The following is a 26438-nucleotide window of genomic DNA, read 5'->3' as shown; positions in this document are numbered from 1 at the left end:
AGCAGGCGGCTCCGCAGCGCCACCCGGGGAGTGACCGGGCGGATCATTCGCGCGACCGATTGACCTCTTCGGCCATGCGCTTGAGGCCCATGTGCCGTACGTCGGTGCCCTGGACCAGGTAGATCACCAGCTCGGCGATGTTGCGCGCGTGGTCGCCGACCCGCTCCAGAGAGCGCAGTACCCAGATGATGCTCAGCACCCGCGAGATGGAGCGCGGGTCTTCCATCATGTAGGTAGCCAGTTCGCGCAGCGCGGACTTGTATTCGCGGTCGATCAGCTTGTCGTACTGGGCCACCGAGAGGGCCAGCTCGGCGTCGAAGCGGGCGAAGGCGTCCAGCGCCTGATGGACCATCTTGCGCACCTGCTCGCCGATGTGGCGGACCTCGACGTAGCCGCGCGGGGCCTCGCCGTCCTCGGTCAGCTCGATGGCGCGGCGGGCGATCTTGGAGGCTTCGTCGCCGATGCGCTCCAGGTCGATCACCGACTTGGAGATGCTGATGATCAGGCGCAGGTCGGAGGCCGCCGGCTGACGACGGGCGAGGATGCGCAGGCATTCCTCGTCGATGCCACGTTCCATGATGTCGATCTGGTCATCGATGGTGCGTACCTGGCGCGCCAGGCCGGCATCGGCGTCGATCACCGCGCGCACGGCGTCGCTGACCTGCTTTTCCACCAGACCGCCCATGGCCAGCAGGTGACTGCGGACCTCTTCCAGTTCGACGTTGTATTGCTGGGAGATGTGCTGCGTGTGGCCTTCTTTGTTGATCATGCTGTCAGTCCTGCCTGAGAGGATCGAGTCGCCGGGTGGGGCACCGGCCTGCCTGGAACTAGCCGTAGCGGCCGGTGATGTAGTCTTCGGTCTGCCGCTTCGCGGGATTGGTGAAGAGGGTGTCGGTGTCGCCGTGTTCGACCAACTGGCCCAAGTACATGAAGGCGGTGTAGTCGGACACCCGCGCCGCCTGCTGCATGTTGTGGGTGACGATGACGATGGTGTAGCGCTGTTTCAGTTCGTGGATCAGCTCTTCCACCTTGAGGGTGGAGATGGGATCCAGCGCCGAGCAGGGTTCGTCGAGCAGGAGCACATCGGGTTGCACGGCGATGGTGCGGGCGATCACCAGGCGCTGCTGCTGGCCACCCGAGAGGCCCAGGGCCGACTCGTGCAGGCGATCCTTGACCTCGTCCCACAGCGCCGCGCCGTGCAGCGCCCACTCCACCGCTTCGTCGAGCACCCGCTTCTGCTTGATGCCCTGGATGCGCAGGCCGTAGACCACGTTCTCGTAGATGCTCTTGGGAAAGGGATTGGGCTTCTGGAACACCATGCCCACCCGCCGCCGCAGCTCGGCGATCTCGGTACCGCGGGCATAGATGTTCTGGCCGTCGAGCAGGATCTCGCCGTCGATGCGGCAGTCTTCCACCAGGTCGTTCAGGCGATTGAAGCAGCGCAGCAGGGTCGACTTGCCGCAGCCGCTGGGACCGATGAAGGCGGTGACGCGCTGGCGCGGGATCTCCAGGGCGATGTCCTGCAAGACCTGCTTCTTGCCGTAGAACAGATTGAGCCGCGGCACCGACAGGGCCACGCCACCTTCGCTCGCCGCAGGCTGGGCGCTGGCCGCGTAGGCGGCGGCGGTTCTGAAGATGGAGGAATCGGAAGGCATGGGGTCTCCTCGGCCGCGGGCGCTAGTCTTCCAGCAGCCGGTACTTTTCGCGCAGCCGGTTGCGCAGGAACACGGCGGACAGGTTCAGCCCGGCGATCACCAGCACCAGCAGCAGGGCGGTGGCGTAGACCAGCGGGCGGGCGGCTTCCACGTTGGGGCTCTGGAAGCCGACGTCATAGATGTGGAAGCCCAGGTGCATGATCTTCTGGTCCAGGTGCAGATAGGGATAGTTGCCGTCCAGCGGCAGCGAAGGCGCCAGCTTGACCACCCCCACCAGCATCAGTGGCGCCACCTCGCCGGCGGCGCGGGCCACGGCCAGGATCAGCCCGGTCATCAGCGCCGGGCTGGCCAGCGGCAGCACCACCTTCCACAGGGTCTCGGCCTGGGTCGCGCCCAGCGCCAGGGAGCCCTCGCGGATGCTGCGGGGAATGCGCGCCAGGCCCTCTTCGGTGGCGACGATCACCACCGGCACAGCGAGGATCGCCAGGGTCAGCGAGGCCCACAGCAGCCCCGGGGTGCCAAAGGTCGGCGTGGGCAGACTGGCCTGGAAGAACAGCTGGTCCAGGGAGCCACCCAGCACATAGACGAAGAAGCCCAGGCCGAAGACGCCATAGACGATGGCCGGCACCCCGGCGAGGTTGTTGACCGCGATGCGGATGGTACGGGTCAGCGGGCCCTGGCGGGCGTATTCGCGCAGGTAGATGGCGGCGATGACGCCAAAGGGGGTGACGATCACCGCCATCAGCAGGGTCATCATCACGGTGCCGAAGATGGCCGGGAAGACCCCGCCCTCGGTATTGGCCTCGCGCGGATCAGCGCTGAGGAATTCCCACAGCTTGCTGCCATAGAAGCCGAGCTTGGCGCCCAGGCCCATGGCGTTGGGCTGATAGGCGCGCACGATGCGGGCGAGATTGAGTTCCAGGGTGCGGCCCTCGACGTCGCGCAGCACCACGCTGTCGCGGCGGCGCTCCTGGCGCAGGCTGGCCAATTGGTCTTCCAGCTCGCCGTAACGGGCTTCGAGCTCGGCGCGGCGGGCGGCGAGGTCGGCCTGGGCGGCGGCGTCGAGACGCCCGTCCAGCTCCAGGCCGCGGCCCTCCAGGCGCAGCCGCTCCAGGGCATGATTGACGCCGCCGATGTCCTGCTTTTCCAGGCGCTCCAGGCGCTCGCTCAGGTCGCGGGTGCGCAGCAGGCGGCGCTGCAGTTCGGGCACCGCCGCGGCGCCCTTGGCCACCTGGCGTCCCGCTTCGCGCACTTCCAGCGCATAGCCGTAGAAGTTGCCCCATTCGCGGCGCTCCAGCACCAGGGCGTCGGCCGGGGTCTGGCGATCCTGCAACCAGTCGCCGACCAGCCAGACGAAGTCGCTGCCATAGAGATCGCGATTGCCCAGCTTGAAGAGTTCGCGGGTCAGGGTTTCGCCACTGTCCGCCGGCAGGGCTACCCCGGCGCTACGCAGCCGCTCGGCCGGGATCGTCTCCTGTTCCACCACCTGGCCCAGCACCAGGCGCGCTTCCAGGCCCGGCGGCGTGTAGCGCGCCTGCACCACCTCGGCCGGCCAGAAATGCGCCAGGCCGCGCACGGCGAGGATGCCGATCAGCCCCAGGGTCATGAGCACGGCGATGGCCACGGCGCCGGCGCTGAGCCAGACCCCAGGCGCACCGCCACGCAGCCAGACGCCCAGGGAGCGCCGCCGTCCAACGCCCTGCCCCTGCGGCGCGCCTGTGCTAGAGGGCCGCATAGTTTTTCCTCAGCCGCTGGCGGATCAGTTCGGCCAGGGTGTTCATCAGGAAGGTGAAGCTGAGCAGCACCAGTGCCGCCAGGAACAGCAGCCGGTAATGGGTGCCGCCCACCTCGGATTCGGGCATCTCCACGGCGATGTTGGCCGCCAGGGTGCGCATGCCCTCGAACAGGTTGGCATCCATGATCGGGGTGTTGCCGGTGGCCATGAGCACGATCATGGTCTCGCCGACGGCGCGGCCCAGGCCGATCATCAGCGCCGAGAAGATGCCCGGGCTGGCGGTGAGCAGCACCACCCGCGTCAGGGTCTGCCAGGGGGTGGCGCCCAGCGCCAGGGAGCCCAGGGTCAGGCTACGTGGCACGCTGTAGATGGCATCCTCGGCGATGGAGAAGATGTTGGGGATGACGGCGAAGCCCATGGCCAGCCCGATGATCAGGGCGTTGCGCTGGTCATAGGCGATGCCCAGCTCCTGGCTCAGCCAGAGGCGCAGGTCGCCGGCGAACAGCAGCCCTTCCAGCGAGGGGCTGAGCCATAGCGCCAGGGCGGTGGTCAGCAGCACCACCGGCAACAGCAGCAGGCTTTCCCAGCCTTCCGGGATCCGCTCGCGCAGCGTGAGCGGCAGGCGCGACCAGCCAAAGCCCGCGGCGAGGATGGCCAGCGGCAGGAGCAACAGCAGGCTGAACAGCCCGGGCAGGTGGTTTTCCACGAAGGGCGCCAGGAACAACCCGGCGAAGAAGCCGAGGATCACCGTGGGCAGGGCCTCCATCAGCTCGATGACCGGCTTGACCGTGCGCCTCATGCGCGGCGCCATGAAGTAGGCGGTGTAGATCGCCGCGGCGATGGCCAGGGGCGCGGCGAACAGCATGGCGTAGAAGGCCGCCTTGAGGGTGCCGAAGGTCAGCGGCGCCAGGCTCAGCTTGGGTTCGAAGTCCGCGGTGGCGGCGCTGGACTGCCAGACCCGCGCCGGTGCTTCGTAATTCTCGTACCAGACCTTGCCCCAGAGCGCCGACCAGGAGACTTCCGGGTGCGGATTGTCCAGGCGGAAGCCGAGCAGCCGACCGTTCTCTTCCAGCAGCAGCCGGTCGGCGCGCGGCGACAGCGCCAGCACCCCGGCGGCGGGGGCGAGCTGCTCACGCAGCAGGGTGCGCCCGGCGGTGCTGTGGAAGACCCCGAGTTCACCGGCGGCATCCAGCGCGACGAAGCCCTTGCGCCGCTGCTCGGGCACCAGCTGGACGATGGGCGCCGTGCCTAGTTGGAAATCGCGGATATGCCTCAGCACCGGTTCGCCATCCTGTCCGCGGACCATGAACCACTGACTGACGCCACCCTTGGCGGTACCCACCAGCAGCGATACGCCGCCCAGCAGCTGGGCGCTGGCGGTGACCTCGTTGTCGGCGGCATCGAGCAGCTTGTAGTGGCCGTTGAGACTGCCGTCATGCAGGTCGAAGACATCCGCCTGGGCGCGGCCATTGAGGGCATAGAGCCAGCGGCCGCGAGGATCGAGGTGAATGGCCTTGACCGCGGCATTGAGCGGCCCGAGGGTGATCGAGGTGCGGACCGGCGTGGCCTGGTCGCCGGTCACCGGAGTCGCCAACCCGCCGAGACGCAGGGCCGTCACCCGGTTGCCCTGGGCCCCGGCCAGCACCAGCAGGTCCTCGTCGCCAGCGATGGCGACCCGCTCCAGGGCCGCGCGCGGCGCGCCCAGGTCCAGGGGCTCGCGCCCGTAGGGGAAGTCCAGTTCAGGGGTGATGACCCGCTCGCCCTGGGGATAGCGGGAAACATAGCGCTTGTGCGCCACCAGCACGCGACCATCGGACAGACCCAGGGCGATCAGCCCACGGGGGGCATCCTGGGCCTGGCTGCTGATGGTGACGCCAGGCGGCAACGGCAGGCGCTCGCGGATGACCGGCTGGCCGTCGGCCAGGGTAAAGAACGTCGCTTCGCCGCCCTGGGAGAGGTGCAGGCCGAGGCGATTCTGTTCGTCGACACCCAACAGCAGCGGCGCCCCGGCCGTTGCCAGCCAAGCGGGTTGCGGCAGCGGCTCGGCTTCGAGACTGGCACCGCGCAGCAACGGCAGCACCACATAGGCCAGATAGAAGAAGATCAGGGTGATGGTGGCCAGCACGGCCAGGCCGCCGGCCAGCACCGAGCCCCGTACCAGTCGATCCTGCAGCGCCCGCCAACGTCGCCGCCGGCGCAGTGCAGGCGTGTTGAAGTCCAGCCGAGCAGGGCCGCGAGGATCGGGCGGGGACGGAGGTACCGGGGATTTCATGGCGCAGAGCCTAATCACGTCGTGTGACAGAAAGGTTACAGCGAATGGGCGGCCAGGGGCGCCCCGCCCAGTGCGGGCGTTGAGCGCCGGCCGCTCAGTAACCCAGCGTCTTCAGCGCCTGCTGCACCACGGGGGCCGGCAGGGGAATATAGCCGTCCTTGAGCACGGCCTCCTGACCGTTGCGCGAGAGGATCAGGCGCAGGAATTCCCCTTCCAGGGGATTGAGCGGGCGGTTGGGCGCCTTGTTGACATAGACGTAGAGATAACGCGCCAGCGGATAGCGCCCGGACAGGGTGTTTTCCTGGTTGTCCTCGACGTAGTCGGTGGTGCCTTGCCGGGCCAGCGCCAGGCTGTGGACACTGGCGGTCTGGTAGCCGATACCGGAGTAGCCGATGCCACCCAGCGACTGGCTGATGGCCTGGACCACCGAGGCCGAGCCCGGCTGCTCGTTGACGTTGGCGCGGAAGTCGCCGCGGCACAGCGCCGCTTCCTTGAAGTAGCCGTAGGTGCCCGACACCGAATTGCGGCCGAATCTCTGGATCGGCCGCTTGGCCCAGTCACCGGTCAGGCCCAGGTCGCCCCAGGTCTTGATCTCGTGCGGACCGCCGCAGAGCCGGGTGCTGGAAAAGATCGCGTCGACCTGCTCCAGGGTCAGCTGGCGCAGGGGATTGTCCTTGTTGACGAAGATCGCCAGGGCATCGATGGCCACCGGCACCGCGGTGGGCGGGTAGCCGAAGCGCTGCTCGAAGGCCTGCAGCTCGGCGTCCTTCATCTTGCGACTCATGGGACCGATGCCGGCGGTGCCTTCGGTGAGCGCCGGCGGTGCCGTGGACGAGCCGGCCGCCTGGATCTGGATATTGAGGTTGGGATACTGGCGCTTGTAGCTCTCCGCCCAGAGCGTCACCAGGTTGGCCAGGGTGTCGGAGCCCACGCTCGACAGATTGCCGGAGATTCCGCTCACCTTCTGGTAGTCGGGGATGGCCGGGTCGACGCCCTCGGCCCGAGCGGTCGTGCCACCTAGCGCCAGGGCGAGCGCCACAGCGGTCAGCGGACCTTTGATGTCCATACCGGATTCCTCGCGGGGATGGGAGACGGGCCTGGGCCGGCGACGCTCAGACGCGACCTGGCACTTTAGCCGGGCATTGTGACGGATTTATGAGAGACCGCCAGCCAGGGTGGCGGGTTCGACTAGGCTGCAAGAGGACCTGCGCTGCACCACCCTGGCGCAGGCCTGGCGTCCGGACCTGCCCTGATCGCTCTCGCTGGCGGCCTTGATGGACCGGACCAACATTTGCACAGCTAAGCATTCATCTCAGTGCAGAGGAACGCACCATGGCCCAGGCTCTTCCGACGTCCTCCACCCCGGCCGCTCAGGCAACCACCGCCCCGCCCTCGCGCGCCAAGCTGATCGCCGCGGCCAGTCTCGGCAACGGCCTGGAGATGTTCGACTTCACCGTCTTCAGCTTTTTCGCCGCCATCATCGGCCAGCTCTATTTCCCCTCGGATACCCCCTACGGCTCCTTGCTGATGGCGGTCGGGGTCTTTGGCGTCGGCTTCGTCATGCGGCCGCTGGGCAGCATGGTGCTGGGCGCCTATGCCGATCGCCACGGGCGCAAACAGGCCATGCTGCTGACCATTTCGCTGATGGGCCTGGGCAGCGCCCTGATCGCCTTTACCCCGACCCATGCCCAGATCGGCCTCGCCGCGCCGCTGATCCTGCTGTTGGGACGGCTGTTGCAGGGCTTTTCCGCGGGCGGCGAGATTGGCGCCGCCACCACCCTGCTGCTGGAGTCGGCCAGCCCCGGCCGGCGCGGCTTCCATGTCAGCTGGCAGGTGATCAGCCAGGGCGGCAGTGCCCTGCTCGGCGCCGGTCTGGGCGCCCTGCTCACCCGCAGCCTGTCAGAGGCCGAGCTGCATGCCTGGGGCTGGCGCATCCCCTTCCTGGTCGGCCTGCTGATCATTCCGGTCGGCCTCTATATCCGCCGTCAGGTGGACGAGACCTGGAGCGGCGCCGGCACGGTCGAGGGCGGCCCGGTGCGCGCCTTCCTGCGCGAGCATCCGCGGCGCTTCGGCCTGGGCCTGCTGATCGTGATGTCGGCGACCCTGCTGACCTACCTGATGCAGTTCTACATGCCCACCTACATGACCCGCATCGTCGGCCTGCCGGCCACCAGCGCCTACCTGGCCGGGGTGGCCTCCAGCGCCGTGCAGATGGCCGCCGCCCTGGCCGCCGGGCTGCTACTGGATCGCTTCGGTCGCTACAAGCCGGTGGCCCTGGTCAGCCTGGCGGTGGCCCTGCTGGGCATCTACCCGGCCTTCGTCTGGCTGAATGACCCCACCACCCAGGGCCTGGCCTTCGCCGCCCGCTTCGTGGTGATCACCGCCATGAGCGTCAACATGACCGCCGGGCTGCTGCTGATCCTCGCCGGCCTGCCGCGGCCGGTGCGCGCCACGGGACTGGCCATGACCTACGCCCTGGCGGTGACCCTGTTCGGCGGCACCGCCCAGTTCATCGCCACCTGGCTGATTGAGGCCACCGGCAGCCCGCTCGCCCCGGCTTGGTACCTGATCGTCATGCTGCTGATAGGATGGCTGGCACTGCTGAGCTATCCCGAACGCCACCTGGATTGAGAGAGATCGCCATGAGCCTTGCCACTGCTGCGGATCAAGACGCCACCGCCCGTCATATCGCCGGCTACCTACCGGAAATGGTCGCCCTGCGCCGCGACATCCACCGCCATCCCGAACTGGGTTACCAGGAACAGCGCACCAGCGACCTGGTGGCCGCCGCCCTCGCGGGCTGGGGCTACGAAGTCCATCGCGGCCTGGGCGGCACTGGGGTGGTCGGCACCCTGCGCGCCGGCAGCGGCAGCAAGGTGCTGGGCATCCGCGCCGACATGGACGCCCTGCCGATCCTGGAAACCACCGGGCTCGACTACGCCAGCCAGCACCCGGGCCGCATGCATGCCTGCGGTCACGACGGCCACACCACCACCCTGCTCACCGCCGCCCGCTGCCTGGCCGAGACCCGCGCCTTCGACGGCACCCTGCACCTGATCTTCCAGCCGGCCGAGGAAGGCCTGGGCGGCGCCCTGAAGATGATGCAGGACGGCCTCTTCGAGCTGTTCCCCTGCGACCAGGTGTTCGGTCTGCACAACATGCCCGGCGTGCCCACCGGCAAGTTCTGCTTTGTCGACGGCGCGGCCATGGCCTCCTCTGACACCGCCCTCCTGCGCATCCGCGGCCAGGGCGGCCACGGCGCGGTGCCGGACAAGGCGGTCGACCCCATCGTCGCCAGTGCGGCCACGGTCATGGCGCTGCAGACGGTGGTGTCGCGCAACGTGGCGCCGCTGGATACGGCGGTGATTACCGTGGGCAGCATCCACGGCGGCGAGGCGTCCAACGTCATCCCCGACGCCGTGGAGATGAAGCTGACCATCCGCGCCTTCCAGGACAGCACCCGCGACCTGCTGGAGCAGCGCATCGGCGCCCTGGTGCGCGCCCAGGCGGAAAGCTTTGGCGCCACCGCCGAACTGGACTACCAGCGCGGCTATCCGGTGCTGGTCAACCACGACGGTCCCACCGCCTTCGCCCGCCAGGTGGCGGTCGAGCACTTCGGCGCCGACGCCCTGCATCCCTTCGCGCCCATCCCGGCCAGCGAGGACTTCGCCTACATGCTGCAGCAGGTACCCGGTTGCTACCTGTTCGTCGGCAACGGCCCCAGTGCCAACCTGCACAACGCGGCCTACGACTTCAACGACGCCCTGCTGCCGGTCGGCGCGCGCTACTGGGTCAAGCTGACCGAGGCCTTCCTCACCGCCTGAGGCGCCGCCCCGCCGGCACCCTCACCCGGGGCGCCGGCGACGGAATCTTCACGCACGGGCCGCTAGACTGCAGGGTCATTTCCCAACCTCGAGAGGTCGCCATGCGACGTGTTCCGCGCCTGGGCTGGCGCCAGGGTCTGGCGCTGGGCGTTGCCGTGCTGGCCGCAGGCTTCGCCTATCCGGCCTGGCGGCATTTCCATCCGGTCAGTGCGGCCGAGGGCTGGCGCTATCGGGAATTCGCCGCCGACATCCCCATGGTCAGCGCCCTGGCCCTGGATGCCGATGGCAGCCTGTTCGTGACCCAGGAATTTTCCAGTCGCCGCGGCAGTCTGCTGCGGCTGCTGCCCACGGGCGAGCGCCAGCCGGTGCTGGGCGAGCTGTCCAAGCCCGATGGTCTGGTCATGTTCCAGGGCGGTCTGGTGGTCAGCCAGGAAGGCGGGCCGCTGCCGGTGTTTCTCCTGCGCGACGGGCACCGCGACGCCCTGTTCGACGGTAACGATGTCGAGGGCATCGCCACCGATGGCCGGACCCTCTATGCCATCGAGGACCTGCCGCGCGGTCGCCTGCTCAGCTACGACCCGCTGCAACGCCGCCTGGCGGTGCTGCGCGAGGGCCTGGAAGAAGGCGAAGGGGTGGCGCGCTGCCCGGATGGCCGGCTGTTCTATACCGAAAAGGCCAAGGGGTGGGTCAAGCAGTGGCAACCCGGGGGTGCAGACACCCTGGTCGCCACGGGCCTCGACGCCCCCGGTTTCGTGCAGTGCTCGGCCGACGGCCTGTGGATCACCGAAGACGCCACCCACGGCGCCCGGGTGCTGCTGGTGCAGCCCGACGGCCGACTGGTCACGGTGCTCTCGCACCTACGCTCGGCGCAGACCCTGATCCCTCGCGGCGACGGCCATTATCTGGTCGCCGAGCAGGGGCGCAACCGCATCCTGGAATTGTCGCGAGAAGCCGGAGCCGCTCGCTAAGAGTCTGCTCATAATCTGCTGCGCGTCGGCCAAACCACGTTGAAAAGGCTTTCGGAATGCTCATTTACGATCTGTAAACTCCGCTTCCTCAAGCCTTTTCGCCTTGTTTGGCTCTAGCTCGCGAGATTATGAACAGGCTCTAAGTCGGCTCCGGGGGCCTCAGGGCAGGCGATACACCAGGCAGGGATTGCCGTTGAGCCGGCGCCCCAGCACCGGGGTCAGGTCGGCAAGCGGGGTACCCGCCAGCAGTTCACGGTCGTCGCGGGCGAGGATGATCCAGGCACCGGACGGCAGGTGCGCCAGGTCCGCGACCTGGGGTCGGGCGATGAAGATCGGCTGCTCGTCGTGGTCCAGGTTCATCATGTAGCGGATCGCCCAACTGTCCTGGCCGAGACCAAAGAACACCAGCGGACCCGGCTGCTGCTGACGCAGACCCTCCACCTGCTGGACGAAACCGCGGGTGTCGTACTGCAGGTCCTGGGCTGGCTCCACCACCGTGACCAGCATCAGCCACTGGGCGGCCAGCGCCAGGGCGCTCAGGGCAAGCAGCCGGCGACTGCCGGTCAGGCGCCGCCAGCCGACCAGGGCGGCGATCTGCAGCAGGACGAAGGCCGGCACCAGCAGCGCCAGGGAGACGTCCGGCCAGTAGCCGTGGCGCTGCCAGAGGTGACGGCAGACCAGCATGGCGATCAGGGCGAGCCCCGGCAGGGCTAGTACCAGCGCCGTGTAGAGCGGCGCGACCCGGCGGAACCAGCTCTCCGCACGCAGCAGGCCATGGGCGGCGATGGCGGCCAGGAAAGGCACCATGGGCACCACATAGTAGGCGCGCTTGAAGTGCGGGATGGACAGTCCGACCAGGATCAGCAGACCGCTCCCGGCGAGGCCCAGCAGCAGGCGGCGCTGGGCGGTGTGCGGCCAGGTCAGCAGACGACGGCGCTCGGCCAGCAGCACCAGCAGCGCCAGGGGCAGCACCGGCAGATAGCGATACAGCCCCAGCTGCAGATAGAACCAGAACGGCTTGCCGCTCTCGTCCAGCCGGCCGGTGACCTGCATGTGCCAGACCTCGGCGGCGAAAGCCGCCCCGCCCTCGTGATGGGCCAGCTGGATCAGCGTCCACCAGCCCAGGGCGAGCAAGGCGAGACCGGCCAGGCCATAGCCAAAGAGGCGCTGCAGGGCGAAGGTGCGGCGCGCCGGCTCGCCCCAGGCGACCACCAGCCAGTAGAGGCAGACCACGCCACAGGGCTCGATCAGCCCCAACGGGCCGCGGATGGCGAAGCCCAGGGCGAACAGCGGCAACACCAGCAGGCGGCGCAGCGGGCGGCCGTCGCGGTCGGCGCTATGGAGCAGGTAGAAGCAGAGCAGCACCACCAGGGCGACCAGCTGGTCCAGGCAGACCGCGCGGGCCTTTTCCAGCCATTGCGGGGTCAGGGCCACCAGCAGCACCGTGAGCAGTGCCCAGGCACGGCGGGTGTCGGCCAGCAGGCGATAGGTCAGCGCCAGCACCGCGGCCGAGGCCAGGGCGGTGGGCAGCACGTTGGCCAGGTGATTGGGCGCGCCGATCACCCGCGCGGCCAGCCAGCTCAGCCAGGTGGCGGTGCCGGGATAGTCCGGATAGGGCTGGCCGTAGGTGGTGGCGAAAAAGGATGGGCCATGGCGAAACATCTCGCCGAGGAAGACCGCCCAGCGACCGTCGAAGCCCTGGGGCGCCTGGTTCCAGATGCCGAGGGTGAACATCAGGGTGGCGACCACCCCGAGCAGCAGGCTTTCACGGCGCAGGCGACTGGCCGCCGGCAGCGCGTAGAGGGGCGCGCTGCGTGGGGTCAGGGGCATGGGCGAGACCATCAGGCGGCATCCACGCGGCGGGTGACCTGAGGACCGCCCAGGGCGGCGCCACGCCCGATGGCGAAGTATTCGATGCCGCGGCGCTCCATGCGCTCGGGATCGAACAGGTTGCGCCCGTCGAAGATCAGCGGCTGGTTGAGCTGGCGGGCGATGAGGTCGAAGTCCGGCGCCTTGAACTGTTGCCACTCGGTACAGATGACCAGGGCATCGGCCCCGGCCAGGGCCGCCTCGGGGGTACCCATCAGCGCCAGGCGTTCGTCATGGCCATAGAGGCGCTGGGCCTCGGCCATGGCCACCGGATCGAAGGCGCGCACCTTGGCGCCGGCCGCCCAGAGGGCTTCCATCAGTACCCGGCTGGGCGCATCGCGCATGTCGTCGGTGTTGGGCTTGAAGGCCAGCCCCCAGAGGGCGAAGGTACGGCCACGCAGGTCACCGTCGAAGTAGGTATTGATGCGCTCGAACAGCTTGGTCTTCTGGCGCACGTTGATGGCTTCCACGGCGCGCAGCAGGTCCAGCTCCACCTGGTTTTCCTCGCCGGTGCGGATCAGTGCCTGCAGGTCCTTGGGGAAGCAGGAGCCGCCGTAGCCGCAGCCCGGGTAGATGAAGTGGTGGCCGATGCGCGGATCGGCGCCGATGGCCTGGCGCACCGCCTCGATGTCGGCGCCGACGTGCTCGGCGAGTTCGGCGATCTGGTTGATGAAGCTGATCTTGACCGCCAGCAGGCTGTTGGCGGCGTACTTGGCCAGCTCGGCGCTGCGCAGGTCCATGCACTGGATGCGGTCATGGTTGCGGTTGAAGGGCGCATAGAGTTCGCGCATCAGGTCGCGGGCCACCGGCGAATCGGTGCCCACCACGATGCGATCGGGCTTCTTGCAGTCGGCGATGGCGGCGCCTTCCTTGAGGAATTCCGGGTTGGAGACCACCTCCACGTGCAGGGTGCGGCCCTCTTCGGCGAGCACCTCGTGGATCAGCGCGCGGACGCGGTCGCCGGTGCCCACCGGCACGGTGGACTTGTTCACCACCAAGAGCGGATCGCGGGATACCGGTTGACCGATCAGCGGCTCGCGACGCAGGCGGGCGATGGTCTCGGCCACGGCGAAGACGGCGGACAGATCGGCCGAGCCATCTGCGGCCGGCGGGGTGCCGACGGCGATGAACTGCACGGCGCCATGGGCCACGGCCTCGGCGGCCTCGTGAGTGAACACCAGGCGGCCGGCGGCCAGGTTGCTGCGCACCAGCTCTTCCAGACCCGGCTCATAGAGGGTCACCTCGCCGCGCTTGAGCTTGTCGATCTTGGCGCGGTCGATGTCCATGCACACCACCTGGTGGCCGACTTCCGCCAGCACGGCGGCCTGCACCAGACCCACGTAGCCGATGCCGAAAACGCTGATGTTCATAGGGTATTCCTCAGGGTGGGAGCGGCGCTGGCGCGGGGCCCGCCGACGAGGGCGACGCCGGCCACGACCAGCGCGACGCCCAGGGTTTTCCAGGGGGTGAAGGATTCGGCGGCGCCTGGCAGCCAGGCCGCGCCGAGGTGGACGAACACATAGGAGAGGCCGAGCGCCGCATAGGCGCGACCCAGCGGCAGGCGCGCCAGGGCGGCCAGCCAGGCCAGCAGCGACAGGCCATAGCAGAGGATGCCCAGGGCCAGCAGCAGACCGGCCGCGCCGAACAGCGCCGACGGCGTGCTCAGCCACGTGGCCATCGCCGGCAGCCGCACCAGGGCGGCGCGCAGCGAGAGTTGCGCGAGGGTGGTGAGCAGGATGCTCAGGCCGAGCGGCAACAGGCCGTTCATAGCTGGCCCCCCAGCAGGGCGGCACCGGCGACGATGCACAGGCAGCCGCACCAGGCGCGGGCGTCCACCCGCTCGCCGAACACCAGCCGGGCCAGCAGGGTCACCGCCAGGGTGTTGAGCGAGAGCAAGGGATAGGCGACGCCCACCGGCACCCGCTGCAGCACCGCGCACCAGACCAGCAGGGCCAGGCCCAGGCAGACCAGGGCGCCCCACAGCCAGGGCGAGCGCAGTCGTGCGGCCAGGGCATTGCCGGCAGTCACCGCGCGCTTCTGGCCCAGTTGGCCGGCGCAGGTGAGGCCGATCACCACGGCGATCAGCAGGCCGTCGAGGGCGGTCACGGTGTCGGCCTCGGATAGACCAGCAGCACCAGGCGCTCGCTGGCGATGCTCTCGCCGGGCTCGGGCAGGCTGTCGAGCAGCTGGCGGTCACTGGGGCCGTCGACCCGCAGCAGGATGGCCACCGGACTCTGGTCGCGATGGGCGGCGAGCCAGGCGGCCAGGTCGCGCTCTTCGATCAGGCGGCCGCTGGCCGGTTCGCGGGCGAAGCCGTACTTGAGCTCGCCCGGACCGCCCACCAGCACCACGTCGTCGCGGTGGCTGGCCCAGGCCAGGCTGGCGGCCACGCCGAGGTCGTTGCTGACCAGCAGGCCGGCATTCTTGAAGTGGCCGAGCTGGGCCTGGATGAAGCTGCTCGGCAGCTTGTTGTCGACCAGGCTGTTGGGCAGGGCGATGGACAGCAGCGGCAGCAGCACCCAGAGCGCCAGGGCCGGCGCCAGCAGGGTGCGCCGCGGCCAGACCAGGGCGGCCAGACCGGCCAGCAGTAGCGCCAGGGGCGCCAGCAGGGCCAGGGCACGGGTCAGGCCTTCGCCGCTTTCATAGAGGCGACCGCCATAGATCAGCAGGGCGGCAACGCCGGCCAGGCCCAGCAACAGATTGCACAGGCCGTTCAGGCGCAGGGCGCCGGTGGCGCCGCGGCGGCCCGCCTCCAGCAGGGTGCGCGCCAGCAGCGGCACCAAGGCGGCCAGGGTCGGCAGCAGGTAGGTGGGCAGCTTGCCGCGGCTGAAGCTGAAGAACAGCAGCTGGCCGACCACGGCAATGCCGAGGAAGGCGGTACCGGCATGGCGGCGCTCCTGCCAGGTCCGGCCCAGGGTACGCGGTAGCAGGCCGGCCCAGGGCAGGATGGCCAGTAGCAGCACCGGGCCATAGAACCAGAACGGGCGCTCGTGCTGGGCATCCTGGCCGGCGAAACGCTGGATGTGCTCGTGCCAGAAGAAGAAATTCCAGAAATCCGCATCGCGCTGGGCCACCAGCAGCGCCCAGGGGGCGACCACCAGGATCGCCACCAGCACCGCCAGCGGACCGCGGCAGAGCAACTCGCCCAGGCGCCGCTGCAGGAGGAAGAAGGGCACGGCCACCAGCACCGGCAGCACCAGGGCGAGAAAGCCCTTGGTCAGCAGGCCGCAGCCACAGGCCAGGCCCAGCAGCGCCCACTGGGCCAGGGCCGCGCCGCGGGTCGCGGCGGCCTGGGCCTGCCAGAGGGCGAGCAGCGCCAGCGCCATCCAGAAGGCGAACTGGGCGTCGAGGGTGACGTAGGTGGCCAGACCCGCCACGGCCACGCAGGAGAGATAGACCACCCCGGCAAGCAGCGCCAGCGGGCGGTCCTGCCAGATCAGCCGGGTCAGGCGCGCCACCAGGGCGGCGGTGGCGAGACTGGCCAGCAGCGGCACCAGGCGTACGCTGAACAGCGAATCACCGAGCCAGGCCTGGGCGATGGCCTGGGTCCAGTAGCCGCCGATGGGTTTCTCGAAATAGGGCAAGCCGAGGAAGTGCGGCACCACCCAGTCGCCACGCCGCCAGAGTTCCTGGGCGATCTGCGCATAGCGCGACTCGTCCGGGATCCACAGGCCACGCCAGGCCAGCGGCAAGGCATAGGCCAGCAGTGCCAGCGGCAGCAGCATCCACAGGCGTCGCCGACTCATGCCTGCACGCCCAGCCAGCCCTGGCGTCCGGCCAGGCTGCCCCGCACCAGATTGCCCGCGGGCAACTGGCGCGGATCGGCTGGCAGACGGTCGCCCAGGGTCAGGAACAGGACACCCTCTTCCCGCGCCGCCTTGAGCAGGGCGCGAAAGTCCTCGGCGAAGGCGATGCCTTCCACCTCGGCGTGCAGGGTGTAGACGTTGAGCGCACCCGGACGGAAGCGCTTGAGCAGATAGTCGTTCCAGTCACCGGCGGCCAGCTCCGGGCCAACCACCTCGTCGAAGGTCGGCATGTCCACCGGCACCTGAGGGGTGCCGTGGCTGCCGTTGCCCAGCCGCGGGCGGAACAGCGCACTGCCGCGGCAATCGCTGTTGTACCTGAGGCCGAAGGCTTCCTTGGCCAGCACCACCCGCGGATCGGCGCGCCAGCCGGCGGCGGCGGAGCAGTCGACCCGGGCGCCGAGGATGTCTTCCAGGGCCTGCAGGCCACGGCCGAATTCCGCGCCCAGGCGCTCCAGGCTCCAGCTGCCGGTGTGGGCCTGCCAGGCATGGTGATCCCAGGCGTGCAGCCCGACCTCGTGGCCACGGGCGCGGGTCTCGCGCATCAGGTGACCGAGGTCGCGGCCGATGGGCCGGCCCGGCCAGGCGGTGCCGGCCAAGAGGATGTCCCAGCCATAGAGGCTGGCGGCCTTGGATCTGAGCATCTTCCACAGGAAGGTGGGCTTCACCAGGCGCCACAGGTGGCGCCCCATGTTGTCCGGTCCGACGCTGAAGAAGAAGCTGGCCTTGACCCCGGCTTCGTCCAGCAGGTCGAGCAGCCGCGGTACCCCTTCGCAGGTGCCGCGATAGGTGTCCACGTCGATGCGCAGGCTGGCCGGAATCAGGGCTTTCATCAGGCCTCCCGCTGCGCCATGGCTTCGCGCAGGAAGAAGTCCAGCGTCTTGCCGACGGTGGCGGCCATGGCGGTGCTCGGCTGCCAGTCGATCAGGCGGCGGGCGTTTTCCACGCTGGGCTTGCGGTGGGCCACGTCCTGGTAGCCATCGCCATAGAAGCTCTTGCTCTCCACCTCGCGGAAGCCGGCGAAGGGCGGGAACTCGTGGCGCAGCGGATGGGCCTCGAACTGGGCCAGCAGCTCTTCGGCCAGCTCGCGAATGCTCGCTTCGTTGTCCGGATTGCCGATGTTGATGATCTGGCCGTCGCAGCGACCGCCCTGGTTCTCGATGATACGGAACAGCGCCTCGATGCCATCGTCGACGTCGGTGAAGCAGCGCTTCTGGGCGCCGCCGTCGACCAGCTTGATCGGAGTGCCTTCCACCAGGTTGAGGATCAGCTGGGTGATGGCGCGGGAGCTGCCGATGCGCGCCGAGTCCAGGCGATCCAGGCGCGGGCCCATCCAGTTGAACGGACGGAACAGGGTGAATTTCAGGCCCTTGGCGCCATAGGCCCAGATGACCCGGTCGAGCAGCTGCTTGGAGACCGAGTAGATCCAGCGCTGCTTGTTGATCGGGCCGACCACCAGGTTGGAGCGGTCTTCGTCGAAGCGCTCGTCCTGGCACATGCCGTACACCTCGGAGGTGGACGGGAAGATCACGCGCTTACCGTATTTCACGCAGTGGCGAACGATCTTGAGGTTTTCCTCGAAGTCCAGTTCGAACACGCGCAGCGGATTGCGGGTGTATTCGATGGGGGTGGCGATGGCCACCAGCGGCAGCACCACGTCGCACTTCTTGATGTGGTATTCCAACCACTCGGTGTGGATGGAGATATCGCCCTCCACATAGTGGAAATTCGGATCTAACTTGAGGCGCTCGATGGCGTCGGAGCCGATGTCCAGGCCATAGACCTCGTACTCGCCGTCGGCCAGCAGGCGCTCGGAGAGGTGGTTGCCGATGAAACCGTTGACGCCGAGGATCAGCACCCGGTTACGGCGCTTGGCGCGGCGATCCTGGCGGTGCAGGCGGGCACCGGCCACCAGGCCGGCTTCGCGGGCCAGTTGCGGACCGGACAGATAGAGGCCGTTGTCGCCCAGCTGGCCGGCCTGGATTTCCAGGACGCCTTCGCCACAGGCGATGCGCAGCGGCTCCAGGCTCAGCACGCTGCCGGGGGCCTGGCCATGGCTTTCCTGACGCGCCTGGGCGCCCCAGACGATCAGCTTGCGATCACCGATCCAGCCAAAGGCGCCCGGATAGGGTTGGGTCACCGCGCGCACCAGGTTGTTCAGCTCCACGGCCGGACGACTCCACTCCAGCTCGCCATCGGCGGCGCTGCGGCGGCCAAAGGTGGTGGCCTGGCTCTCGTCCTGCTCGCGCTCGGTCAGGCGGCCTTCGGCCAGGGCCGGCAGGCTGTCGCGCAGCAGCGTCTGGCTGGCTTCGCGCAGCTTGGCGTGCAGGGTCAGGGCGGTGTCGTCGGCGGCGATGGCGACGCGTTGCTGGGCGACGATGGCGCCGGCGTCGGCGCGCTGGACCATGCGGTGCAGGGTCACGCCGGTCTCGGTCTCGCCGTTGACCAGCACCCAGTTGGCCGGGGCGCGACCGCGGTAGCGCGGCAGCAGCGAACCGTGCAGGTTGTAGGCGCCGCGCTTGGCGCAGGCCAGGACGTCGTTGGACAGCAGGTTGCGGTAGTAGAAGGAGAAGATGAAATCCGGCTCCAGGGCGCGGATGCGCTCGACCCAGATCGGGTGGTTGACGTCTTCCGGGGCGTGCACCGGGATGCCGTGGCGGGCGCAGAGCTGGGCCACCGAACCGAAGAAGCGGTTCTCGCTAGGGTCATCCGGATGGGTGAAGACGGCGGCGATGGGATAGCCGGCCTGGATCAGCGCGGCGAGGCCGGCGCAGCCGATGTCGTGGTAGGCGAAGACGATGGCGGTTTTCATCAGGGGCTTTCCTGTTACTGGATCTGGCGCAGCGGCGCCGGCGAAGGAGAAAGGGTGGCGGCGCGGATCACTTGTTCCACGTGGAACCGGGGCCGGGCACGGACGTCGTGGTACACCCGGCCGAGGTACTCGCCGAGCAGACCGAGGCCGACGAACTGGGCGCCGGTAAAGATGAACAGCACGGCGAACAGCGAGAACACGCCATCGGCCGCCCACTCGGCGCCGTGGGTGACGCGCAGCACCAGCAGCAGTGCGGCGAAGAGGAAACCGAAGATGGCCAGGCCACCGCCGAACAGGCTGAGCATGCGCAGCGGGGTGGTGGTCATGCAGGTCAGCAGGTCGAACATCAGGTTGATCAGCTTGAGGAAGCCGTACTTGGAATCCCCGTGTTCGCGCTCGGCGTGGGCCACCTCGATCTCGGTGGTGTGGCGGGCGAAGCTGTTGGCCAGGATCGGGATGAAGGTGCTGCGCTCGTGGCAGGCCAGCATCGACTGCACCACCTGGCGACGATAGGCGCGCAGCATGCAGCCGTAGTCGCGCATGGCGACGCCGGTGGAACGCTGCACGGCGCGATTGATCAGCCGCGACGGCAGGGTGCGCAGGTAGGAGTCCTGGCGCTGCTGGCGCACGGTGCCGACCACGTCATAACCCTGGGCGGCGGTGTGCACCAGGCGCGGGATCTCTTCCGGCGGATTCTGCAGATCGGCGTCCAGGGTGATGATCAGATCGCCCCGGGCCTGCTCGAAGCCGGCGAGGATCGCCGAGTGCTGGCCGTAGTTGCGATTGAGCAGCACCGCCACGACGGGACTGTCCGGCTCGCTGGCGGCCTGCTGCAGCAGTTCGGCGCTGCGGTCGCGGCTGCCGTCGTCGACCAGGATGATCTCCACCTGGCAATCCAGCAGGCGGCAGGCGGCGCGGGTGCGGCGCAGCAGCTCCGGCAGGCTGGCTTCTTCGTTGTAGACGGGGATCACCACGGATACCCGGTCGATCGCATAGGGCTTCATGCGCCTTTCTCCAGCAGGTCTTCGATGGCGCCGACCACGCGGTCGACGTCGGCGAGGGTCATGTCGGGAAACAGCGGGATGGAGCACAGCCGGGCCGAATTCCATTCGCTGTTGGGCAGCGCCAGCTCCGGCCAGCGCTCGCGGTACCAGGGGTGCAGGTGGGTGGCGGTGAAATGGATGCCAGTGCCGATGCCGCGCGCCTTGAGGCCGGCCATGAAGGCTTCGCGCTCCAGCCCGCAACGCTCGGGGCAGATGCGCAGGATGTAGAGGTGCCAGGCGTGGGTCTGGGCGTAGTCGGGCAGCGCCAGCGGGGCGACCGGCAGCTGGGCCAGGCGCTGGGTGTAGGCCTGGGCCAGCAGCCGCCGGTGGCTGTTGATGTCGCCCAGGCGATCCAGCTGCACCAGGGCCAGGGCGGCGTGGATGTCCGAGAGGTTGTATTTGAAGCCGGGCTCCTGCACCTGGGCCTGGGGCTTGCGGCCCAGGGCGTGACGGTCGAAGGCATCCACGGCCAGGCCATGGAATTTCAAGCGGCGCACCCGCTCGGCCAGGGTGGCGTCGTCGGTCACCAGCATGCCGCCTTCGGCGCAGGTCAGGTTCTTGATGGCGTGAAAGCTGAAGATGGCGGTGCCGCGCTGGCCGATGGACTCACCCTGGTAGCGGGTGCCGGCGGCGTGGGCGGCGTCTTCGATCAGCGCCACGCCATGCTCACGGGCCAGGGCGCGCAGCGGGGTCAGGTCGCAGCTGGCACCGGCGTAGTGCACCGGCACGATGGCCTTGGTGCGCGGGGTGATGGCGGCGGCCACCTGCTCGGCGGAGACCATCAGGGTGTCGCGGTCGACGTCGACGAACACCGGGGTGGCGCCGATCAGGGTGATCATGTTGGCGGTGGAGACCCAGGTCAGCGAGGGGGTGATTACCTCGTCGCCCGGGCCGATGTCCAGCGCCAGCAGGGTCACGTGCATGGCGGCGGTGGCCGAGCACAGGGCCACGGCGTGGGCGGCACCCACCGAATCGGCGAAGCGCTCTTCCAGCAGGTTGGCCTGGGGCCCGGTGGTGATCCAGCCCGAGGTCAGCACCCGGCTAACCGCGGCCACTTCCTCGGCGCCGATGCTGGGTCGGGAGAACGGCAGGAAAGGCTCGTCCAGCTGACGCGGGGCGGTGCTCTGGGACAGATCGGTCATGGCGGCTCATCCGAAGCGAGGGGCGCCGGGACAGGACAGCCGACGCGATGAGCCCAGGCTAAGGCGTCTTGCCTTACGGCCCCCTTAGCGCAACCTGACAACTGCCTGACAGCCGGTCAGCTCACTGACCACCCCCGTGAACCTCTTGGCAAAACAAGGGCTTAGCCCACGACGAATGGGGTGCCGGTGGTCGGTGAGAGGCCTAGAATGCTGACCCCTGCCTCCCTGGCAGTCCCGAACCTGACACGAGAGACGACCGCGCCCATGCTGGACAACACCCTGAGCGAACTGGAAACCGCCATCCGCGACCTGCTGCAGCGCAACCAGCGCCTGACCGCCCGCACCCAGGAACTGGAGCAGGCCCTGCTGGCCGCGCGCGAGGAAAACGACACCCTGCAACTGAGTCTGCTGGAGCAGGAAGAACACGGCGCCAGCACCCGCCAGCGCGTGGAAGGCCTGCTGGCCCTGCTCTCCGCGCAGTCGGTGGAGCAGACCGTAGCCGCCGACGCCGAGCAGCGCCACGCGGCCAGCGTCGAGTGAAGACCGCTAACGCGGGCGCCGACGACGAGGTGGAGGTGCTCGGTCGCCGCTACCGCTTCAAGGTGGCCGAAGGCGACCGCGCCGCCCTGCAACAGGCCGCCGCCCGCCTGCGCGACGAACTGGTCGCCATCCAGGGCGATCGCCGCCGCGGTGATGCCATCGAGCTGCTGGTGCTGGCCGCCCTGCGCCTGAGCCTGGACACCGCCGCCGACGCCGGCGCCCTGAGCGCCCTCGACGCCCGCCTCCAGGCCCTGACCGCCGAGGTACGGGCGACGCAGGAGGCCTAGCCTCATCCAAGAGGCACGCCACCCACGCCGCTCTGCCCCCTCTCCCCTGGGGAGAGGGGTGGGGTGAGGGCGCCGCTCCGCTCGAACCCGACCTGCGCTCGACGCCGCCGTGTTGGGCTTCGACGATGGGGCCGTCTCAACCCAACCTACGAAAGCCACAGGTTCCGCCTGTGCGCGACTCCGTAGCGTGGATGACGGCGCAGCCTCATCCAGGAGGCACGGCACCCGCTCCGCCCCCTCTCCCTCGGGGAGAGGGCTGGGGTGAGGGCCACCCCCACTCCCTCATTCCCGCGCAACCGCCCTGCCCCGCTAATCTTGACCACCCCGCTGCCCCGTGCGAGCTTCGGTGCCCTTCCCCTGCCCTGGAGGTCCGTCATGTCCGGTATTCGCTGGCTCGCCCTGCCGCTCTTGAGTATCGCCCTCGGCGCCCAGGCCGCGGCGGAGCCGCTGCCGGCCCTGCTGGACGCCATGGCCCAGCGCCTGACGCTGGCCGATCAGGTGGCCCGCAGCAAGCACGACAGCGGCAAGCCGGTGCTGGACGAAGTCCGCGAACGCCAGGTGCTGCAGGACGTCGCCCAGGCCGCGCCCGCCGCCAGCGTCTCCCCGGCCACCGCCCAGACCTTTTTCGCCGCCCAGATGGAAGCCAACAAGCTGGTGCAATACGGCCTGCTGCAGGCATGGCGGCGCAACGAACAGCCGCTGCCCGCCAGCACGACGGACCTCACGGCACTCAGGACCCAGCTGAACGAGCTCCAGGCCAGGCTGCTCGGCGGTCTCGCCGCCACCGGCGAATTGCGCGCCGCCGCGGACTGCCCGGCGCAGCTGGATCGCGCCCTCGCCGCCCATCTCGCCGCCGCGCGCCCCGATGATCTCCACCGCCTGGCCCTGGTGCGGGCGCTGGGCGATTTCTGCACCCTGCCGCGCTGAGAGCCTGTGCATAATCGGCGGCACGGCGACCGAACCGCGTTGAATCCAAGGACCCTACATGCACATCCTGCTCGTCGAAGATGACGCCACCCTGGCCGACGGTATCCGCCGCGTCCTGGAAGGCCATGGCATGCAGGTCGACCTCCTGCGCACCGGCGCCGAGGCCGACGCCTGGCTGCGCACCACCCGCTTCGCCGTGGTGGTGCTGGACATCGGCCTGCCCGGTGGCCTGGACGGCTTCGAGGTGGTCCGCCGCCTGCGCCAGCGTGGCAGCGATCAGCCGGTGCTGCTGCTCACCGCCCGCGACGCCATCGACGACCGGGTACATGGCTTCGAGGTGGGTGCCGACGACTACCTGGTCAAGCCCTTCGCCGTGCCCGAGCTGGTGGCGCGGATCAAGGCGCTGGTCCGTCGCGCCGGTGGCCAGAGCAGCGCCGACCTCACCCTTGGCGTCTTGCGCCTGGACACCGCCGCCCACCAGGCGCGCCTTGGCGACACCTCACTGGATCTCTCGGCCCGCGAGTGGGCGGTGCTCGAACACCTGCTGCGCCAGGCCGGCAAGGTGGTCTCCAAGCAGCAGATCATCGACGCCCTGGCCCCCTGGGGCAGCGAGGACCTGACCCACAACGCCGTGGAGGTCTATGTCTCGCGGCTACGGCTGAAACTGGCCGACTCCGGGGTCGGCATCCGTACCGTGCGCGGCTTCGGCTATCGCCTGGAAGAAGCCGCGCCATGACCGCCACCGCGCCCAGCCTGCGCCGGCGGCTGCTCAAGTGGCTGGTGCTGCCGGTGCTCCTGGTAAACCTCGCCGGCGCGGTGGTCAGCTATCAGTTCGCCCGCAAACCGGCGTTCAGCGCCCTGGACGGCGATCTCACCGATGCGGTGATCCTGCTGCTCGAACAACTGGAGGTGGATGGCAACGGCCGCCTGTGGCTGCCGACGGAAGCCGACTACCTGCTGCGCCACAACAGCCACGACCACGTCTGGCTGGCGGTCCGCACCCTCGATGGCCAGCTGCTGTTCGGCGATGAGGCCATGCCCGTCCAGGAGATCACCGACGAGATGCGCGACGGCCATACCACCGCCCTGCGCACCCGCATCAACGACCGCTCGGTGTTCATGGTCGGCCGCCTCGGCGCGGTAGCCGGGCAACCGGTGGTGGCCAGCGTGGCCCAGACCCTGAGTCGCCACACCGCCGCCCTGCAGCGCATGGTGCTGACCCTGGTGGCGGTGCAGATCCTGGTCGCCCTGCTGATCGCCGCCCAGTTGCTCTGGGCGGTGCGCCGGGGCCTCAAGCCCCTGGAACGGCTGGAGCGCCAGCTCGACAGCCGCCACTACGATGACCTGGCGCCACTGCGCGAAGAGGGTGCGCCTCGCGAACTGGGCACCTTCGTCACCGCGCTCAACGGCCTGCTGCTGCGCATCCGCGAGGGCGCACGCAACCAGCGCGCCTTTCTCGATGACATGGCGCACCAGTTGCGCACCCCGCTGGCCGGCATCAGCACCCTGACCCAGTGGCTGCGCCAGCGCCATGCCGGGGATGCTGAAAGCGCCGCGGCCCTGGCGCAACTCCAGGCCGCCACCGAGCGCATGACCCGCCAGACCAACCAGTTGCTGACCCTGGCCCGCGCCGCCACCGCACGCCTGGAAAGTCCGCCACGCGAACCCCTGCGGCTGGACGAGCTGATCGGCGCAGCCATGCCCAGCCAGCTGTCCCAGGCCGATGGCCACGGCATCGACCTGGGCTACGAACTGGAGCCGCAGACCGTGCAGGGCAACGCCTTTCAGCTGCGCGACCTGCTCGACAACCTGGTCGACAACGCCCTCAGATACACCCCACGCGGCGGTCAGGTCACGGTAAGGCTGCGCGGCCAGGCCGGAGCGACGGTACTGGAGGTGGAAGACGACGGCCCGGGCATTCCCGAGGCGGAGCGCGAACGCATCTTCGAGCGCTTCTATCGCCTCGACAGCGGCATCCACGGCACCGGTCTGGGGCTGGCCATCGTCCGCGACATCGCCACCGCCCACGACGCCGGCATCGAACTGGCCACCGCAGCAGGCGGCCAGGGCCTGCGGGTGGCCATCCATTTCCCGCCGCTCGTCGTGCCGCAGGCGGAGGCCTCGTAGGTCGGAGCAGGGGCTGCCCTCACCCCAACCCTCTCCCCAGGGAGAGGGGGCGATCCGGCGTGCCCCACACCCTCGTAGGTTGGGCTGAGCACAGCGAAGCCCAACACACCAGAGCCGATCCCCTCACCCCAACCCTCTCCCCCAGAGAGCGGGGGTGATCCGGCGCGCCCTGGCCAACCCCCTACGCCTTAGCACCCTCGCCACCCCGGATTCTCCAGCAACACCGCCATCCCCTGCCCGCCACCAATGCACACCGCCGCCACGCCATACCTGAGCCCCTCGGCGCGCAACTGACGCGCCAGGGTGATGGCCAGGCGCAGCCCGGTGGCGGCCAGCGGATGACCCAGGGCGATGGCGCCGCCGTGCACATTGAGGCGCGCCGGATCCAGCTCCAGGGCCTGCTGCACCGCCAGCAGCTGGGCGCCCTGGGCTTCGTTGATCTCCAGGCGGTCGATGGCGTCCAGGGTCAGGCCGGCGCGGTCGAGCAGGCCCTGGATGGCCGGCACCGGCCCGCTACCCATGAGGTCCGGCGGCACGCCTACCACGCAACTGCCGCGCACCCAGGCCAGTGCCCGTGCCGACGCGGCGGTCGCGCCCCGCGCCAGCAGCACGGCGGCGGCGCCATCGGCCACCGCGCAGCTGTTGCCGGCGGTCTGGACGCCGCCCGGATGTACCGGCGTCAGCCGCGCCAGGGCCTCCGGCGACGTCTCGCGCGGATGGCTGTCATGCTCGACCACCGCGCAGCCCCGCGACAGGCGCAACTCCCGCGGCGCCAGGCCTTCGGCCTCGAAATGGGCCGCCGCCACCGGCACGATCTCTTCCGTGAACCAGCCCTGGCGCTGGGCCGCCAGGGCGCGCTCGAAACTGCGCAGCGCCCAGGCATCCACAGCCTCGCGGGCGATGCCGTGGCGCTGCGCCAGGCGCTCGGCGGTGGCGATCATGTCCAGCCCGGCCGCCGGGTCCTTGAGCGCCTCCCAGAGAAAGTCGTGGAATTCCACCGGCGCGCCGAGGCGAAAGCCGCTGCGGTGGGTGTAGGCGGCGATGGGATTGCGGGTCATGGACTCGGCCGCCACGCACAGCACCCGGCTGGCCTGGCCGCTCTGCAACTGATCGCCTGCCTGGCGCAGCAGCTCCAGGCCGGTGCCGCAGACCCGTTGCACCTGCAGCGCCGGCACCGCCTCGGACACCCCGGCATAGAGGCCGATATGGCGTGGCAGCAGATAGGCATCGAAGCTGGCCTGGGCCACCGAGCCGGCCAGCACGGAATCCACCGCCCCGGCGGCGTGGCCGCGCGCCAGCAGCCCCCGGGCCACGGCGATACCCAGGTCGGTGGGTGATACCTGCCCCAGAGCGCCATTCAGATCGGTCCAGGGCGTGCGCACGCCATCCAGCAGCAGGACATCGTCGTAGAGCGCACTCATTCCGCTAGCCATC

The 26438-nt window shown here is 69.3% G+C and carries 23 protein-coding genes; 8 read left to right on the top strand and 15 right to left on the bottom strand.

Annotated features, from left to right (window positions below; translation table 11 throughout):
- Positions 1–43: 43 nt before the first annotated feature.
- From phoU to C722_RS0104095, 5 genes are all read right to left on the bottom strand, one after another.
- Positions 44–769, bottom strand: coding sequence for a phosphate signaling complex protein PhoU (gene phoU, locus C722_RS0104115; RefSeq protein ID WP_007161478.1), 726 nt, complete (start codon positions 767–769; stop codon positions 44–46).
- A gap of 58 nt (positions 770–827) precedes the next feature.
- The gene (gene pstB / locus C722_RS0104110) at positions 828–1655 is read right to left on the bottom strand and encodes a phosphate ABC transporter ATP-binding protein PstB (protein WP_017639283.1); all 828 of its coding nucleotides are present in this window, start codon (positions 1653–1655) and stop codon (positions 828–830) included.
- A 22-nt stretch (positions 1656–1677) separates the two neighbouring features.
- Positions 1678–3390, bottom strand: a complete 1713-nt coding sequence (gene pstA / locus C722_RS0104105; protein ID WP_017639282.1) for a phosphate ABC transporter permease PstA — start codon at positions 3388–3390, stop codon at positions 1678–1680.
- On the bottom strand, positions 3377–5662 hold the full coding sequence (locus C722_RS0104100) for an ABC transporter permease subunit (protein ID WP_051226128.1): 2286 nt from the start codon (positions 5660–5662) through the stop codon (positions 3377–3379). The genes pstA and C722_RS0104100 overlap by 14 nt, the downstream gene beginning before the upstream one ends.
- 94 nt (positions 5663–5756) lie before the next feature.
- The gene (locus tag C722_RS0104095) at positions 5757–6728 is read right to left on the bottom strand and encodes a PstS family phosphate ABC transporter substrate-binding protein (protein ID WP_017639280.1); all 972 of its coding nucleotides are present in this window, start codon (positions 6726–6728) and stop codon (positions 5757–5759) included.
- A gap of 266 nt (positions 6729–6994) precedes the next feature.
- Here C722_RS0104095 and C722_RS0104090 point away from each other — a divergent pair, with 266 nt between their 5' ends.
- The 3 genes from C722_RS0104090 (at position 6995) to C722_RS0104080 (ending at position 10454) form a co-directional block, all read left to right on the top strand.
- Positions 6995–8293, top strand: coding sequence for an MFS transporter (locus tag C722_RS0104090; RefSeq protein ID WP_017639279.1), 1299 nt, complete (start codon positions 6995–6997; stop codon positions 8291–8293).
- An 11-nt stretch (positions 8294–8304) separates the two neighbouring features.
- The gene (locus C722_RS0104085; protein WP_017639278.1) at positions 8305–9486 is read left to right on the top strand and encodes a M20 aminoacylase family protein; all 1182 of its coding nucleotides are present in this window, start codon (positions 8305–8307) and stop codon (positions 9484–9486) included.
- Positions 9487–9587: 101 nt separating this feature from the next.
- Positions 9588–10454, top strand: coding sequence for a hypothetical protein (locus tag C722_RS0104080; RefSeq protein ID WP_017639277.1), 867 nt, complete (start codon positions 9588–9590; stop codon positions 10452–10454).
- A gap of 159 nt (positions 10455–10613) precedes the next feature.
- Here C722_RS0104080 and C722_RS0104075 read toward each other — a convergent pair whose 3' ends face one another.
- From C722_RS0104075 to arnB, 9 genes are read right to left on the bottom strand one after another with little or no spacing between them, the layout of a single operon-like run.
- A complete protein-coding gene (locus C722_RS0104075; RefSeq protein ID WP_017639276.1) occupies positions 10614–12296 on the bottom strand; it encodes a glycosyltransferase family 39 protein in 1683 nt (560 codons plus the stop codon).
- The gene (locus tag C722_RS0104070; protein WP_017639275.1) at positions 12296–13693 is read right to left on the bottom strand and encodes a UDP-glucose/GDP-mannose dehydrogenase family protein; all 1398 of its coding nucleotides are present in this window, start codon (positions 13691–13693) and stop codon (positions 12296–12298) included. Before C722_RS0104070 ends, C722_RS0104075 begins: the two co-directional genes overlap by 1 nt.
- On the bottom strand, positions 13690–14091 hold the full coding sequence (gene arnF / locus C722_RS0104065; protein WP_017639274.1) for a 4-amino-4-deoxy-L-arabinose-phosphoundecaprenol flippase subunit ArnF: 402 nt from the start codon (positions 14089–14091) through the stop codon (positions 13690–13692). Before arnF ends, C722_RS0104070 begins: the two co-directional genes overlap by 4 nt.
- Positions 14088–14429: an EamA family transporter gene (locus C722_RS0104060; protein WP_017639273.1), complete on the bottom strand. Its 342-nt coding sequence runs from the start codon at positions 14427–14429 to the stop codon at positions 14088–14090. The genes arnF and C722_RS0104060 overlap by 4 nt, the downstream gene beginning before the upstream one ends.
- Positions 14426–16069: a lipid IV(A) 4-amino-4-deoxy-L-arabinosyltransferase gene (gene arnT, locus C722_RS0104055; protein WP_026083642.1), complete on the bottom strand. Its 1644-nt coding sequence runs from the start codon at positions 16067–16069 to the stop codon at positions 14426–14428. Before arnT ends, C722_RS0104060 begins: the two co-directional genes overlap by 4 nt.
- On the bottom strand, positions 16066–16947 hold the full coding sequence (arnD, locus tag C722_RS0104050; protein ID WP_026083641.1) for a 4-deoxy-4-formamido-L-arabinose-phosphoundecaprenol deformylase: 882 nt from the start codon (positions 16945–16947) through the stop codon (positions 16066–16068). Before arnD ends, arnT begins: the two co-directional genes overlap by 4 nt.
- A gap of 11 nt (positions 16948–16958) precedes the next feature.
- Positions 16959–18938, bottom strand: coding sequence for a bifunctional UDP-4-amino-4-deoxy-L-arabinose formyltransferase/UDP-glucuronic acid oxidase ArnA (gene arnA / locus C722_RS0104045; protein WP_017639270.1), 1980 nt, complete (start codon positions 18936–18938; stop codon positions 16959–16961).
- 14 nt (positions 18939–18952) lie between these two features.
- Complete coding sequence (arnC, locus tag C722_RS0104040; RefSeq protein WP_017639269.1) at positions 18953–19942, bottom strand: undecaprenyl-phosphate 4-deoxy-4-formamido-L-arabinose transferase; 990 nt, start codon at positions 19940–19942, stop codon at positions 18953–18955.
- A complete protein-coding gene (gene arnB / locus C722_RS0104035; protein WP_026083640.1) occupies positions 19939–21087 on the bottom strand; it encodes a UDP-4-amino-4-deoxy-L-arabinose aminotransferase in 1149 nt (382 codons plus the stop codon). The genes arnC and arnB overlap by 4 nt, the downstream gene beginning before the upstream one ends.
- Before the next feature lie 300 nt (positions 21088–21387).
- Here arnB and C722_RS0104030 point away from each other — a divergent pair, with 300 nt between their 5' ends.
- From C722_RS0104030 to C722_RS0104010, 5 genes are all read left to right on the top strand, one after another.
- Positions 21388–21663, top strand: coding sequence for a hypothetical protein (locus C722_RS0104030; protein WP_017639267.1), 276 nt, complete (start codon positions 21388–21390; stop codon positions 21661–21663).
- Positions 21660–21950: a cell division protein ZapA gene (zapA, locus tag C722_RS0104025; RefSeq protein ID WP_017639266.1), complete on the top strand. Its 291-nt coding sequence runs from the start codon at positions 21660–21662 to the stop codon at positions 21948–21950. Before C722_RS0104030 ends, zapA begins: the two co-directional genes overlap by 4 nt.
- A 375-nt stretch (positions 21951–22325) precedes the next feature.
- Positions 22326–22877, top strand: coding sequence for a chorismate mutase (locus C722_RS0104020; RefSeq protein ID WP_017639265.1), 552 nt, complete (start codon positions 22326–22328; stop codon positions 22875–22877).
- 58 nt (positions 22878–22935) lie between these two features.
- Positions 22936–23613 (top strand): response regulator transcription factor, encoded by a 678-nt coding sequence (locus tag C722_RS0104015; RefSeq protein WP_017639264.1) that lies wholly within the window; start codon positions 22936–22938, stop codon positions 23611–23613.
- A complete protein-coding gene (locus C722_RS0104010) occupies positions 23610–25004 on the top strand; it encodes a sensor histidine kinase (RefSeq protein WP_017639263.1) in 1395 nt (464 codons plus the stop codon). The genes C722_RS0104015 and C722_RS0104010 overlap by 4 nt, the downstream gene beginning before the upstream one ends.
- Positions 25005–25192: 188 nt before the next feature.
- On the opposite strand, the gene C722_RS0104005 is transcribed toward C722_RS0104010, so the two are convergent.
- On the bottom strand, positions 25193–26425 hold the full coding sequence (locus tag C722_RS0104005; protein ID WP_017639262.1) for a thiolase family protein: 1233 nt from the start codon (positions 26423–26425) through the stop codon (positions 25193–25195).
- Positions 26426–26438: the final 13 nt, after the last annotated feature.

This window comes from Pseudomonas sp. 313, from assembly GCF_000316965.1.
Classification (GTDB): Bacteria; Pseudomonadota; Gammaproteobacteria; order Pseudomonadales; family Pseudomonadaceae; genus Chryseomonas; species Chryseomonas benzopyrenica.
The sequence above is the reverse complement of the archived record's forward strand: the minus strand, read 5'-3'. Positions and strand labels throughout refer to the sequence as shown.